General features: G+C 45.5%; 13 protein-coding genes. 11 read left to right on the forward strand and 2 right to left on the reverse strand.

Features of this window, described 5'->3' with window-relative positions; translation table 11 throughout:
- Nucleotides 1-45: 45 nt before the first annotated feature.
- From rsmH to ACLVWP_RS02950, 3 genes are read left to right on the forward strand one after another with little or no spacing between them, the layout of a single operon-like run.
- Complete coding sequence (gene rsmH, locus ACLVWP_RS02940) at nucleotides 46-1032, forward strand: 16S rRNA (cytosine(1402)-N(4))-methyltransferase RsmH (RefSeq protein ID WP_413559978.1); 987 nt, start codon at nucleotides 46-48, stop codon at nucleotides 1030-1032.
- Nucleotides 1013-1348 carry a histidine kinase gene (locus tag ACLVWP_RS02945; RefSeq protein ID WP_413559979.1) on the forward strand — a complete coding sequence of 112 codons (336 nt, stop codon included), beginning with the start codon at nucleotides 1013-1015 and terminating at the stop codon, nucleotides 1346-1348. The genes rsmH and ACLVWP_RS02945 overlap by 20 nt, the downstream gene beginning before the upstream one ends.
- The gene (locus tag ACLVWP_RS02950) at nucleotides 1349-3415 is read left to right on the forward strand and encodes a penicillin-binding transpeptidase domain-containing protein (RefSeq protein WP_413559980.1); all 2067 of its coding nucleotides are present in this window, start codon (nucleotides 1349-1351) and stop codon (nucleotides 3413-3415) included.
- 49 nt (nucleotides 3416-3464) lie between these two features.
- Here the strand turns inward: ACLVWP_RS02950 and ACLVWP_RS02955 are convergent, their stop codons facing one another.
- Both ACLVWP_RS02955 and ACLVWP_RS02960 read right to left on the reverse strand, forming a co-directional pair.
- A complete protein-coding gene (locus ACLVWP_RS02955; RefSeq protein WP_413559982.1) occupies nucleotides 3465-3893 on the reverse strand; it encodes a barstar family protein in 429 nt (142 codons plus the stop codon).
- 79 nt (nucleotides 3894-3972) lie between these two features.
- Nucleotides 3973-4650 carry an alpha/beta hydrolase gene (locus ACLVWP_RS02960; RefSeq protein WP_413559983.1) on the reverse strand — a complete coding sequence of 226 codons (678 nt, stop codon included), beginning with the start codon at nucleotides 4648-4650 and terminating at the stop codon, nucleotides 3973-3975.
- Between the two features lie 25 nt (nucleotides 4651-4675).
- Here ACLVWP_RS02960 and ACLVWP_RS02965 point away from each other — a divergent pair, with 25 nt between their 5' ends.
- The 8 genes from ACLVWP_RS02965 (at nucleotide 4676) to ACLVWP_RS03000 (ending at nucleotide 13167) form a co-directional block, all read left to right on the forward strand.
- Nucleotides 4676-6172 carry a UDP-N-acetylmuramoyl-L-alanyl-D-glutamate--2,6-diaminopimelate ligase gene (locus ACLVWP_RS02965; protein ID WP_413559984.1) on the forward strand — a complete coding sequence of 499 codons (1497 nt, stop codon included), beginning with the start codon at nucleotides 4676-4678 and terminating at the stop codon, nucleotides 6170-6172.
- Nucleotides 6172-7593 (forward strand): UDP-N-acetylmuramoyl-tripeptide--D-alanyl-D-alanine ligase, encoded by a 1422-nt coding sequence (locus tag ACLVWP_RS02970; RefSeq protein WP_413559985.1) that lies wholly within the window; start codon nucleotides 6172-6174, stop codon nucleotides 7591-7593. Before ACLVWP_RS02965 ends, ACLVWP_RS02970 begins: the two co-directional genes overlap by 1 nt.
- Nucleotides 7594-7664: 71 nt before the next feature.
- Nucleotides 7665-8681, forward strand: a complete 1017-nt coding sequence (locus ACLVWP_RS02975; protein ID WP_413559987.1) for a hypothetical protein — start codon at nucleotides 7665-7667, stop codon at nucleotides 8679-8681.
- 8 nt (nucleotides 8682-8689) lie between these two features.
- On the forward strand, nucleotides 8690-9172 hold the full coding sequence (locus tag ACLVWP_RS02980) for an SRPBCC family protein (RefSeq protein ID WP_413559989.1): 483 nt from the start codon (nucleotides 8690-8692) through the stop codon (nucleotides 9170-9172).
- A gap of 349 nt (nucleotides 9173-9521) precedes the next feature.
- On the forward strand, nucleotides 9522-10070 hold the full coding sequence (locus tag ACLVWP_RS02985; RefSeq protein WP_413559990.1) for a hypothetical protein: 549 nt from the start codon (nucleotides 9522-9524) through the stop codon (nucleotides 10068-10070).
- A 180-nt stretch (nucleotides 10071-10250) separates the two neighbouring features.
- Nucleotides 10251-11327 (forward strand): phospho-N-acetylmuramoyl-pentapeptide-transferase, encoded by a 1077-nt coding sequence (mraY, locus tag ACLVWP_RS02990; protein WP_413559991.1) that lies wholly within the window; start codon nucleotides 10251-10253, stop codon nucleotides 11325-11327.
- Nucleotides 11328-11331: 4 nt separating this feature from the next.
- A complete protein-coding gene (murD, locus tag ACLVWP_RS02995; protein WP_413559992.1) occupies nucleotides 11332-12720 on the forward strand; it encodes a UDP-N-acetylmuramoyl-L-alanine--D-glutamate ligase in 1389 nt (462 codons plus the stop codon).
- A gap of 84 nt (nucleotides 12721-12804) precedes the next feature.
- The gene (locus ACLVWP_RS03000) at nucleotides 12805-13167 is read left to right on the forward strand and encodes a hypothetical protein (protein ID WP_413559993.1); all 363 of its coding nucleotides are present in this window, start codon (nucleotides 12805-12807) and stop codon (nucleotides 13165-13167) included.
- Nucleotides 13168-13174: the final 7 nt, after the last annotated feature.

The following is a 13174-nucleotide window of genomic DNA, read 5'->3' on the forward strand; positions in this document are numbered from 1 at the left end:
ACGGTCCACCGAATTGTTCATACCTTGAAATTCTAGGAAGTACTGATGAAAAAATATAAGCCCGGCACTGGTGAAAAAATCGAAAGATCTGAGGAGTTTATCCCGCCTAAGGTCGAGCTTCCTGTTGAATTCTCCTCTGAGCATTATCCCGTAATGCTACAAGAAGTGCTCGCAGCATTCTATCCTTACAGAGAGAAAAAAGACGCAACATATTTTGATGGTACCTTCGGGCGCGGTGGTCACTACATGGCGGTTCGTTATACCGTTCCCGCGATGAAGGCCACGGTCATGGACCAAGATCTAGCTGCAGTAAAATACGGAAACGAACGATTCAAGACCGAAGTCGAGAATGGTGATCTGCGCATAATCCATGGAAATTTCTCACAGTTTTCAGATCACAATCTAAAAAACTTTGATATGATGCTCTTAGATCTAGGTGTGAGCTCACCGCAGTTAGACCAGGCCGAACGAGGCTTTAGTTTTTACCACGATGGTCCACTAGATATGCGAATGAATCAGCAGCAAGGTTTGACGGCTGAGGTGCTTGTGAATACGGCAACAGAGGATGATTTGATTCGAATCTTCAAAGAGTATGGCGAAGTGTATCGCCCTTCTCGCGTTGTCCGCGCGATCGTGAATGATCGCAAAACAAAAGCATTTCAATCTACCGCACAACTTGCAGGCTTGATCGAGCGTGTGGATGGATGGCAAGTAAAAGGCCATCACCCGGCGACGAAATACTTTATGGCTTTGCGTTTAGCAGTGAACTCAGAGTTGGAAGTTGTCGCTGAAACAATTCCACCAATGATCCAGGCATTGAAGCCGGGTGGTCGTTTGGCGGTGATCACGTTCCATTCGTTGGAAGATCGTATTGTGAAAAATATCTTCCGAGATTCAGAAGAACTCGGTCGATCTGTTTATAAAAAAGTAGTCGTTCCATCTCAGGAAGAGTTGGACAAAAATTCTCGCTCGCGTTCAGCGAAGTTGAGAGTTTTCGAGAGGAGTGCTCAGGATGAGCAAGGAAAACTTTAGACAACTAAAACCGTTTTTTAGCATCTTACTAGCGATCTTTACCTTGTTCTCTATCGTCTTTTTGCAGATGGAAGAGCGTCGCATGGGTTACGTCGTTTTAAAACTCACTCGCCAGCATAAAAAAGTTTTGGAAGAAAAGCGCACTAAAGAAATTTCTTTAGCGAAAATCACGCGCCCACAACTTTTGGATCACGTGGCTCAGCAAAAATTCACACTTAAAAAAGTTCAGGCGAACCAAATCATTCACTTGAGTGATGTGGCTGATATCCCTGTAGCTAAAGTGACTGATAAGAAAATTGCGAAAAAGGATCTGTAGTTGAAATCACGTATTGTTTTTATCTTTATCGGTATTATCGGTCTGTGGTCGCTGTTGATGATGAGAGCGGCCTATTTGCAATTCTTGCCGAACGATCGTCTGAATTCTCTGCAAAATCGTCAGTTTCAAACCAAGGTAACCTTGCAAGCCCGTCGTGGCGCGATCGTAGATCGTAACGGCCGTGACTTGGCGATGTCGGCAACGGCGTACTCGTTGTATGCCGATCCAAAAATTATCGAAAATCGTAAAGCCGCTGCAAAAAAACTTTCTAAAGTTTTGGGTCAGTCGTATGAATCGGTTTACGCAAAAATCAAAGATGGCAATAAACGCTTCGTTTGGATTCAGCGCATGCTTGAACAAGACAAAGCGGATGAAATCAAAAAATGGGAAATCCGTGGCCTTTCTTTCGTTGAAGAATGGCGCCGTGTTTATCCGAATGAAACATTGCTCGCTCAAACTGTTGGCTTCCTAGGAATCGAAGGACAAGGTCTTGAAGGTTTAGAATTAGGATTTGATCAGTCTTTGCGTGGCAATCAAAAGAAAGTCATGGTTAAGCGCGATGCCCGCGGTCGTCCCTTGATCAATGATGGTTTGATGTTTATTGAAAATCCAGATGGTAACGAGCTTCGCCTAACTGTTGATTCTGATCTGCAATACACTTTGGAATCAGAGCTTGCGAATGCTGTTCAAACTTTTGATGCTGATCATGCCGTGGGAGTTGTGCTTGATGCAAAAACTTCTGCCGTCTTGGCTTTGGCATCTGCTCCGACGTTCGATTTGAATAAAGCACAAAAGGCCGCAGCTGATAACCGTCGTAATAAAACGGTGACAGATGCATTCGAGCCGGGTTCGACGTTGAAAACACTGGTCATTGCATCGGCACTTCGCGAAGGTGTGTTGCAACCGAATACCAAGTTCTTCTGTGAAAACGGTGCTTACCGCGTGGGCGATAAAGTGATCAAAGAAGCCGAAGCTCATGAAAAGTTCGGTGATATCACAGCGGCTGAAATTCTGGCGGTGTCTTCGAATATCGGTACAACAAAAATCGCTTTCAAATTGGGCCAAGATAAATTGCGCCAAAGCTTGATGGATTTCGGTTTTGGTCAAAAGCTCGGCGTGGATCTTCCGGGTGAGGCTCGCGGGATCGTTCAAGGTCTTCCGTGGAAACCGATTGCTCTTTCAAATATTTCTTTCGGTCACGGTATTGCGACGACACCTATTCAAATGGCGAATGCTTATGCAGCGATTGCTAACGGTGGCGTCTTGAATACTCCATTCATCGTTCAATCGGTCCGCGATTCTGAAACGGGTGAATTGACTGAAACAAAAGTAAAACCAATTCGTCGTGTGTTAACTTCAGAGCAAGCAGCGCAAATGCGTGCGATGCTTTTGGGTGTGACGACTTTGAAAATCGGCTCTGGTGCTAACGCCCGCGTTGATGGTTTCATGGTTGCAGGTAAAACAGGAACGGCACAAAAGGTAAATCCAAATGGACGTGGTTACCTTAGAGGCGCTTACGTTTCTAGTTTTGCGGGCTTTATCCCAGCGAACGATCCTAAGTTCGTAATCTATATTGCAGTGGATTCTCCGAAAAAAGGTTACTACGGAGCTAAAGTTGCGGCGCCTGTATTCTCAAGAGTCGCTTCCTATGCTGTTCGTAAAGAAGGTATCGCTCCACTTCCAGGAGTATTAGCTGAAACGAACACTAAAAACTTTAATTCTATGAAGACAGCGATCAATCAAAAGGCCGCGTTGGATAAGATTGCTCGTGCGATTGCAACCGCGGATTCTGCCACAGAGTCTTCTTCGGCGGCGACATCGACAGCGAAAGTTGAGTCAGCTCTAGCGACTTTGACAACTCAGGAGCTTGATAAAGCTGCTGAAGTTGCTCCGAAAGAGGTTGTTCCTAATTTGATGAAGATGACGACTCGTGAAGTTCTTCGCCAAGTCAGTGGGCAGAACTTGAAAGTGAAGTTCGTCGGCAATGGCAGCATGGTTTCAGAAATGATCCCTGCAGCTGGATCGAATCTCCCGGACGACAAAAACATCACAGTTATTTTGAAATAAAAAAAGGCACCCACGAGGTGCCTTTTTAATTTCTATATTTTCGTAAAAACTACATCCAGAACATGAATGTGTTCATGCGGTCTTGCTCTTGAGCATCGTTCAAAGTATCGATGATCGCTTGAGTTTTCTCTAATCCCAAGTTGTGTTCAAAATCTTTACCACCGATAATTGTGATGTCCCAGTTTTTACCGATCACTGATGGATCTGTTAGAACGTCATACAAAGCATCAAAGTTAGCACCGTAAGTTTTTGGCAACTTCAGGCCATCAGCCAAAACAGCGTGGAATTTTTTAAGAGAAGTGATCTCGCGGCCCGGAATTAAAACTAAAATTTTATAGCGAGATTCGAAAACTGTCGCACCATAAAGACCTTCGCGCTCAACTGTTGCATCTGGAGTTACGCGGAATGAACCTGCGTGAGATTGAACAGAAACAAGGCTTAAAAGTAGAGCTGAAGCCAGCACCAACAACTTTTTCATGAGGACCCCTTAGGTAAAGTTGCGGCACTATAGCACAAGTGACGGCAAATGGGGCCGTCACCATTTTATACAGTAAGAACTATAGGGAATTGATGTATTGGCTAATACCTTGGAGTACTTGGCTCGGAATCTCGTGGCCACCACGGAAACCCATCAGTGAACCCTTCATGCCGTTTTGGGTAAGGAGGGTCTCAAGCTTCTGAGCTTGCTTGAAATTTAAGACCTGATCCATCTGTCCATGGCTTTGGAAGAACTTTTGACCCGCGCGAGCAGGAACCAGTTTTTTCCACTCATCCTGGCAAACCAATGTTCCTGACATCAGCACCAAACCACGCGGAGTTTCAGGAGCACGCAGGTACAATTCTGTGGCGAGCATAGCCCCTTGGCTAAATCCTCCCAGAATAATTTGATCCCAAGGAACACGCAGTTGACGGATCATTTCCATCGCCATGTCGCGAGCTTTGTCGAAGCCTTTTGGGATTTCACCGCTGAAATCTCGAGGAACCCCGGTCTCCATGGCGCGTTGAATTTCCATCATGTCGATGTTCCACCATGCGCGTCCGGTCCAAGCAGGGCCAATGGGTACTTCTAAGATGCCATTCGGAAAAAGCCAGTTGTACGTCTTTTTCGTAGGGATCATCTGTCCTAGAGAGAACAAGTCATTGGCGTCTGCGCCATATCCATGGAAGAAGATGATCCAGGGCGCGTTATCGTCTTGATTAATTTCTTGGCAATGTATTTTTCCGAGTTGTCTCATAGCTTTGACATACTATACTGATCCCATGAAACTACAGCATCTTTTTTCAACAATCCCAGGAATTCCAGGTCATGTTTTGCCAGACATCGAAGTCACTGGGGTGTTCAATGATGCTCGTAAAGTTATTCCCGGTGGAGTTTTCATTGCCATTCGTGGTGTGAAGGTCGATGGCCACACATTTATTCCTGATGCGATCAGCAAAGGTGCTGACGTTTTGGTTGTCGAAGATCCCAACCAAGTTCCTAACAATTTCAAAGGTTTCGTTTTGCGTGTGGAAAACACACGTGAGGCTTTGGACATCATCGCCTCTCACTATCAGGGTGATCCCGCAGAGGAATTATTCTGTGTCGGTGTGACGGGAACAAACGGCAAAACTTCTGTGACTTATATGGTGGAGTCCATCCTGAATCACGCCAATATGCCAACAGGTGTGATAGGAACTGTGAACCATCATTTACTGGAGCAAGTGTGGCCTTCTGATATGACCACTCCAGATCCTATCTATTTGCAACAGCGTCTGCGTGAATTTAAAGACGCCGGGGCTCAAGCTGTGGCGATCGAGGTTTCCTCTCACGCTCTTCATCAGTACCGTGTGGACAGTATTCCGTTCAACACGGTGATCTTTACGAATCTGACTCGTGACCATTTGGACTACCACGAGACGATGGAAAAGTATTTCGAGAGCAAGCAACGTCTGTTCACAGATCTTTTGTGGAAGACAGAAAAACATCCTTGTTTTGCGATCATCAATATCGACGATAAGTTTGGCCGTCGCATGCATGTGGCAGATCCCGCAGTCCTTTGGACGTATGGTTCAGATAAAAGCGCTGACTTGCATTTTAAAATCAAAGCCATGGATTTTGCCTTAACCACATTCGATCTTAAAACTCCGATTGGCACCGTCGAAGTGCGCCTGCCAATGTCAGGTACTCATAACGTGATGAATGCCGTGGCTGCCATCGGAGCAGGTTTATCTGCAAGCATTCCTCTAGAGACGTGTGTCGCTGCGATTGAAAAATTCACGGGTGTTCCGGGTCGCTTGCAGTCGGTTCCGAATAACAAAGAGCTTTCGGTATTCGTGGACTATGCCCACTCACCAGATGCTTTAGAAAATGTTCTGACAGCTTTGACGAATGTGCGCGAAAGCCTGCAGTCGTCGGCGAAAATCTGGACGATCTTTGGTTGCGGTGGAGATCGCGACAAAGGCAAACGCCCTTTGATGGCGGAGATGGCCTTAAAGTTTTCTGATTCCGTAGTGGTGACATCAGACAATCCACGTACCGAAGAGCCGCAAGCTATTATCGAAGATATTTTAAAAGGTATCGGTCCCGAAGACAAAGACCGCGTGACTGTTCTTGCCGATCGTAAGGAAGCGATACATGCGACGATCCACAAAGCCCAAGCGGGCGATGTGATCTTAATCGCGGGCAAGGGTCATGAAGACTATCAGATTATCGGAACGACGAAGTTCCCATTTAGTGACGTGCAAGTAGCTGAACAAGCTTTGCAAGGGAGAGTGTAATGAGAGCCATGGATGTGCAAACAGTTATCAAAGCAACGGGAGCTCAAGCTATCAGCTCTCATGCAGATCGTTTTTCCGGAATTGGAACAGACACTCGCGCTGATCTGACGGGCCAGATGTTTATTGCTCTTAAAGGTGAGGCATTTGATGCTCACGAATTTTTGGATAAAGCAGTAGCGCAAGGGGCTTCTGTTCTTCTGGTTCACGAACAAAACGAACAAACACATAACTTGGAAAGCAAAGTTACGATTCTCAAAGTGCCTGATACTTTGAAGGCTCTTCAACAACTAGGTAACTGGGCTCGCCATCAAGCTCAAGGGCAGATCGTGGCGATCACGGGCTCTAACGGTAAGACAACAACGAAAGAGTTCACAGCGGCGTTGATTGGAACGGTCAAAGATGTTCACTACAATAAGGGCAGCTTCAATAACCACTGGGGTGTGCCGTTCACACTTTTGCAATTAGATCCTAAAAAAGAAGTGGCCATCATCGAAATGGGGATGAACCACGCGGGTGAAATCACGGAGCTAGTAAAAATCGCAGAGCCTGACGTTGTCGTTTGCACCATGGTCGGTCGTGCCCATATGGAGTTCTTTGGAACGATTGAAAAAGTCGCTGAAGCCAAAGAGGAAATCTATGAAGCTTCTGGTAAAAACACTCTGCGCATCTATAACTTAGACAACACGCAAACGCACAATATGTACGTGCGTGCTCATGATAAGTATCCGGCAGACAAGATCCTGACTTTCTCTAGCGAAGATCCGCGCGCTGATGTGCACCTGATGATCGACTCTATGAACATGAAAGAGTTGGTTCTAAAAGGTAAAATCAAAGGTGTGCAAGGCTCTGCAAAAGTGCAGGTTTTTGGTGCGCAGAACCTCACAAATCTAATGGCGGCGGCGGCTTTGGGGCTGGCTGTGGGCATGACTCCCGCGCAGATCTGGGCCGGTCTTCCTGAATGTAAAACCAACTGGGGCCGTAATCAGCTCGTTCACCTTAAATCTGGCGCACAGATGATTTTTGATGCCTATAACGCCAACCCCGACAGTATGAAAGCTTTACTAGAAAACGTTCAATTGTTAACGGTGAGTGGACGTAAAGTAGGGGTCTTTGGGCAGATGAGAGAGATGGGATCAGCCTCCGCACAATTGCATGAGGAATTGGGCGAAAGAGTCGGCAAAGCCGGTTTTGAAAAAGTTTACTTTGTTGGCGAGGATTCTGACGCCTTCAATAAGGGGCTGCAAAAGGCTCATTTCTCTAAGGAAAGCTTGGTCCAAAAAGATTTTACAGAGAATGCTGGCAAAGATTTAGCCACATTCCTTCGCAATGGGGACATTGCAGTCGTGAAGGCCTCACGTGGCACGAAGCTTGAGCGCTTTGTATTCCCGTGTGAACCGCTGGATTTTTCAGAAAAATCGTAGTGTTGACTAAAATTCGAGCTGGATAACTCCAGCTCGATGCCATATAACAGTCCTCGTTATTAGGAGGACTAATGAAACAAAATCTTTCTCTACTTATCGCAGCTCTAACTTTTTCTGCGATGCAAGCCGGAGCTCAATCAAGTTCTGCAAAGATCGGTGCCGCAAGCACTGCAAACACTTCGACTTCAAAAATCGAAGACCTTAAAAAACCGACTGAAAAGTTGAAAGACACTGACGACGAAATCACAGATGCTCGTATGCGTGCGTCTTTGGGTTCTAAATCTAAATGGTCTTTCAAATCTAGTTTGAATTATAACGGTGGTAGCTTGCAGGAGCCATTGGCCTCTGTTCGTCCGTCTTATCGTTTTAATCCAGATAGAGAAAACATGACTAGTTTGTCTGGTAACGTGGGTATCAACGTTCGTATTACTGACCGTGACAGCTTGTCATTCGGTACGGGTATTTCGATCACGGATCCATTCCATGGCGATATCACGAAGAATGCAAAAAACTATGCTAACGGTGCAAATGGTACGGATACAGCTCGTTACAATATCTCTACTCCATATCTTGGCTGGAGCCGTGGTTATAAAGCTGCTGGTGCACAAATGATCACAAGCTTGACTGCAGGTTACTACACAGCGGAGCTAACGAAAAACAGAGGCTATCACTCTTACCTTTCTTTGGGCCAAACAGTTTTTGCAAACTTTGGAACTAGTAAATGGAATGGTGGCGTAAGCTTTACTGTTAATAAAGAGCTTCATGGCAACGAAATGACAGATCCTAATTTCACTGCACAGTACAAGTCTGGTTCTGCTGATCGTGAAGAGTGGACAGCGGGTGCTTATCCGTTCCTTCAATACTCATTCAACGACAGATATTCTTTCAGAACTGTATTTGGTTATGCAGAATTCCAAAAGTCTGAGCGTGCTTCTGAGTTCATTCAAGCTGAGCCATACCAATCAATGGGTGTTGGTATCTCTATTACTCGTGACATCTACTTGTATCCAAACGTTCAGTTCGCTCCGAAAGATATTCGCAGTGACAGAACGAACGTAGCTCTTTCTACGAACATCAACTTGTTCTAGTTAGATATATGGCCGGATCGAAATTCATTCCTCCCTCTAAAAAGGGGGAGGAGTCTAACTCTCAGGAAATCAGTATCACTATCACGGTGAAGGCCACGGCAGCAGAAATCTGGCGTGCGTTGACTGACACTGACGATCTGGAAAATTGGTGGGGTGACGATGTCGCCCTTGAACCAAAAGTCGGCGGTAAATTCCGCGAAGCCTGGGAAGACGACAACGGTGACGAGCAACTCGCATCAGGCAAGGTCCTCTCTCTTGTTCCTAACAAATCCATTACCTTTACTTGGCGTGAGAAAAACTGGGATGCGAAAGCCTCCACAGAGTGTTCTTATTTGATCGAAGACAAAGGTAAAACTCGCACAATGACTGTGACTCATAAAGGCTGGGACGTGTTCCCGGATAAAATGGGTGCGAAACTCCTTAAAGATTTTCAACTTGGGTGGAAATACCACATGCAAGAGTTGAAAGCTTACCTCGACGACGAAGGCTAAAACCGGCTGCGATCTTCGCAGTTGACCAAGTACTTAGCGTTTCATCTAAACTCCCTCGTGCGAACTGTTTCACTTTGTGATGTTTCTTGAGTCGTGTCGCGTGGGAATTCTCTCCTCATATTTCTGTTTTAAAGCATTCTTGTGTATTCGTATCGCTTAAGTGCGTTTCCCGCGAGTGCATCCTAAGTTTCCTTCAGTTGTGTTTTAGGGAACCTTCACAGACTTCGAACAAACTTTTTGCATCGTCAGTTTTTATACAGCTCTACCAACCGTATTTTACAGTTCATCCGTTCTACCCCCTGTGCATGGCTTTTGCTTTATTCCTTTGTGTTAGGAAATTGGAGGAATAATGAAATCATCATCGTTAGTAGTTCTTTTGGCAGCAGCACCTTTATTTATGACGGGTTGTTCGAAGCTGGGTACAGATGTGTCTTTTGATTCATTTGCGGCCGCTCGCACGGTTTCGTCAGCAACAGATGGCAGTTCGCCAGAAGTGATTGATGAGGTTATTCCGGATGTACCAGATATTGTTGATGAGGTTCCGGTTTATCCCGGCGAAGAGATCGATGATGACGGCAACTTAGTCACAGATGACGGCGAGATCATTGTTCCAGCGTGTGATGCTGTGGCTCAGGCAGCGGCAGACTTTATCTTGAAGCAAGAAGGCAGCACAAACATAGCAGGCGTTTCGCAAACAGGTAATGCCAACTCCGCAGTGATTTACCAAAAAGGCGACAGCAACACAGCCTGCGTAGTTCAAGTTGGAGACAACAACAAAGCCAATGTTCAGCAAACAGGTTCATCAAACAGCGCTTCAGTTTCACAAACAGGCAGTGGCAGCAGTGCTTCGATCATCCAAAGTGGTGGCGGCAACTCGGCTGTAGCTATTCAGAGATAATTTCCCAGTCAGTGGTTCCCTCCCATTTAAGTCAGGCGACAAAACGCCTGGCTTTTTTATTTTTCCGTAATGATATTAATAACTTATAAATTTCCCATTGCATTTTAAAGCGTGCATGTGCTAAACCCTTAAAGTTCCAAGCAAAAATCAATTTCCAAGGACATAGGGGAATCGCACATCATGCTTTATCAATGGCTCTATTCAATGGCGGATCAGTTCTCTCCATTGAACGTCTTTCGCTACATCACAGTTCGTACGTTTATCGCGTTTTTTACTTCATTCTTACTGTGCTGGATGTGGGGTCCTTACTTCATCAAGCGCCTGCAACTAAAGCATTTTGGCCAAGCAATCCGCGACGACGGTCCTCAATCTCATAAGAAAAAAGCCGGCACGCCAACAATGGGTGGGGGATTGATCCTGTTGTCGACATTGATCCCATGCTTGTTGTGGGTGGATATGCAAAACCCACTTGTTTGGGCTGTGCTTATCATCACTTGGGGCTTCGGGATGATTGGTTACATGGATGACTGGTTGAAAGTATCCAAAAAGAACTCTAAAGGTCTTTCCGGTAAAATCCGTTTGGCTGGGGAGTTTTTGATCAGCGCCGCTGTGGTGGCTTACTTGGTTCACTTCCATAACTTGGGCACGACTGTTTACGTTCCCTTCGTAAAGCAATTTGGTTTTGACCTTGGATATTTCTATATCGTTTTCGCAGCTCTAGTGGTTGTGGGAACTGCCAATGCGGTGAATCTGACAGACGGTTTGGACGGTCTTGCGATCGTTCCGGTGATGATCTCTGCAGCGACATTGGGATTGTTTGCTTACGTCACTGGTCACTACTCGATCGCGAATTACTTGCAGATCCCACATGTGATTGGTGCGGGGGAGTTGACTCCGGTGGCAGCAACGATTGTTGCCGCAGGTATGGGCTTCTTGTGGTTTAACGCTTATCCAGCGCAAGTGTTCATGGGCGATGTTGGTTCATTGTCTTTGGGCGGCTTCTTGGGTTCGATGGCTGTGATCACACAAAATGAATTATTGATGGTTGTTTTGGGCGGTGTCTTCGTGGTGGAAGCTCTGTCTGTGATCACTCAAGTTATTTCCTTTAAACTCACAGGGAAGCGTGTGTTTAAAATGGCGCCGATTCATCACCACTTTGAATTGGGCGGTTTAACAGAGACGAAGATCATTGTTCGTTTCTGGATTATTTCGATCTTATTAGCTGTTTTAAGTCTAGCGACTCTCAAATTGAGGTAGAAGAATGTATAAAGAGTATAGTGAATTAAAAGACAAAAGAATCCTTGTTGTCGGTCTTGGTAAAACAGGTGTGTCATTGGCGCATTTCCTTACTAAGCATGGCGCACAAGTGACTGTTACGGATCACAAATCCAAACCAGAGCTTTCTGTGCAACTTGAGCAGTTGGGCGATTTGCCAATTAAGTATGAATTGGGTGGTCACAGCCCGAAAACTTTCATCGCTCAAGATCTAGTGATCTTGTCTCCGGGTGTTCCTTCCACTTTGAAAATCTTCGATTACGCAAGATCTCAAGGTATCAAGATCACAGGTGAGTTCGAGTTCTCTGCGGGTTTCATCAAAGAACCAATCATCGGTTTGACGGGTACGAACGGTAAAACTACTGTTGCTCGCATCACTGAAGCGATCCTAACTCAATCAGGTGTTAAAACTTGGGTGGGTGGCGCGAATGAAAAGCCGTTGGTAGATTACCTTCGCCTTGATGACAAAGCTCAAGTCGTGATCGCTGAAGTATCTAGCTTCATGCTTGAACACTGCGATACTTTCAACCCAGGCAACGTGGTATTCACGAACTTGGCTGAAAATCATTTGGATCGTTATCGTTCTATGGAAGAATACGTAAACGCAAAACGCCGTATCTTCAAAAACACAAACCAAGCAACTACAAGCATCTTGAATGCAGATGACAACGCAGTTGTTGAATTGGCTCGTGATCCAGCGGTTCAACGCGGTCGTATTTTCTACTTCTCTCGCAAACCAGCTTTGGAACCTCAAATCATGAATATCGGTGGTGCTGTGAATATCGGTGACGAGATTCGCGTGCGCACAGGTCCTGAGATTGAAACATTCAATATCAAGAACATGAAAATGCGCGGTAAACACTCTGTTGAAAACGTGATGGCTGCTATCTTGGCGTCTCGCGAACACGGTGCGACTCGTGAAGCGGTTCAAAAAGTGATCGAGACTTTCCAAGGTCTTCCTCACCGTATTGAATACGTTCGTAAAGTTGGTGGAGTTCTGTTCTATAACGACTCTAAAGCCACAAACGTTCATGCAGTTCTTCGTGCTTTGGATACTTTCGATGAAAACGTGATTTTGATCGCAGGTGGTAAAGATACGAATTTGAATTACGAACCACTTCGTACGTCAGTTAAACGCAAGGTTAAAACTCTGATCTTGGTCGGGGAAGCGAAAGAGCGTATCAATCGCGACCTTGGTGATTTCTCTGAGACGTTCTTGATCGGTACATTTGAGGAGGCGGTTTTGATCGCTTACCAAAAGTCCAGAATCGGTGACATCGTTCTGCTTTCTCCAGGCTGTTCAAGCTTCGACATGTTTGACAGTTTCGAGGAGCGTGGTGAATACTTTAAAGAAATCGTGAGAAAGTTTCATTGATAAGAAACTCAGAAAGGCTCTCGTAAGAGGGCCTTTTTTTCGCCTTAAATCCGACATTGTCGGTGGATAAAGCTAGGAGGGCTTGTGATCCGTCTTCTTGTTGTTTCATTGTCTGCATTATTCCTATTGTCTGCTTGTGCATCTGGAACTTATAAAGCCCGCCAAGAGCAACGTGATAAAATGGCTGCCAGCAGCGGCATGTACTGCAACTTTGTCAGTGGTGAAGTTTTCACGGATGTGGAAGTAGAACTCAGCATGGAAATGGCGAAACGTTGTGATTCATCTCGTCCATTCTCGATCACAAACTTTAAAACATCTTCTAACGAAAATGGCTTGGTTTATTGCTGTTCAATGTCAGGTCGCGCGCAAAACGCTGTTAATAAACGCAGTGAAGCTAAATCTTCTGAGAAAAACTCCAACGCGGAAGTTGTTGAGGCGGCTCAGTAATCCCTCA

Origin of the sequence: Bdellovibrio sp. HCB209 (genome assembly GCF_047306065.1) — a bacterium.
Classification (GTDB): domain Bacteria; phylum Bdellovibrionota; class Bdellovibrionia; order Bdellovibrionales; family Bdellovibrionaceae; genus Bdellovibrio.

Excerpts from the sequence above, each read along its gene's own strand:
- ACLVWP_RS02960 (WP_413559983.1), bottom strand. The coding sequence starts at position 4,650 with ATGAGACAACTCGGAAAAATACATTGCCAAGAAATTAATCAAGACGAT.
- mraY (WP_413559991.1), top strand. The coding sequence starts at position 10,251 with ATGCTTTATCAATGGCTCTATTCAATGGCGGATCAGTTCTCTCCATTG.
- murD (WP_413559992.1), top strand. The coding sequence starts at position 11,332 with ATGTATAAAGAGTATAGTGAATTAAAAGACAAAAGAATCCTTGTTGTC.
- ACLVWP_RS02985 (WP_413559990.1), top strand. The coding sequence starts at position 9,522 with ATGAAATCATCATCGTTAGTAGTTCTTTTGGCAGCAGCACCTTTATTT.
- ACLVWP_RS02975 (WP_413559987.1), top strand. The coding sequence starts at position 7,665 with ATGAAACAAAATCTTTCTCTACTTATCGCAGCTCTAACTTTTTCTGCG.
- ACLVWP_RS02965 (WP_413559984.1), top strand. The coding sequence starts at position 4,676 with ATGAAACTACAGCATCTTTTTTCAACAATCCCAGGAATTCCAGGTCAT.
- ACLVWP_RS02980 (WP_413559989.1), top strand. The coding sequence starts at position 8,690 with ATGGCCGGATCGAAATTCATTCCTCCCTCTAAAAAGGGGGAGGAGTCT.
- ACLVWP_RS02955 (WP_413559982.1), bottom strand. The coding sequence starts at position 3,893 with ATGAAAAAGTTGTTGGTGCTGGCTTCAGCTCTACTTTTAAGCCTTGTT.
- ACLVWP_RS02945 (WP_413559979.1), top strand. The coding sequence starts at position 1,013 with ATGAGCAAGGAAAACTTTAGACAACTAAAACCGTTTTTTAGCATCTTA.
- rsmH (WP_413559978.1), top strand. The coding sequence starts at position 46 with ATGAAAAAATATAAGCCCGGCACTGGTGAAAAAATCGAAAGATCTGAG.
- ACLVWP_RS02970 (WP_413559985.1), top strand. The coding sequence starts at position 6,172 with ATGAGAGCCATGGATGTGCAAACAGTTATCAAAGCAACGGGAGCTCAA.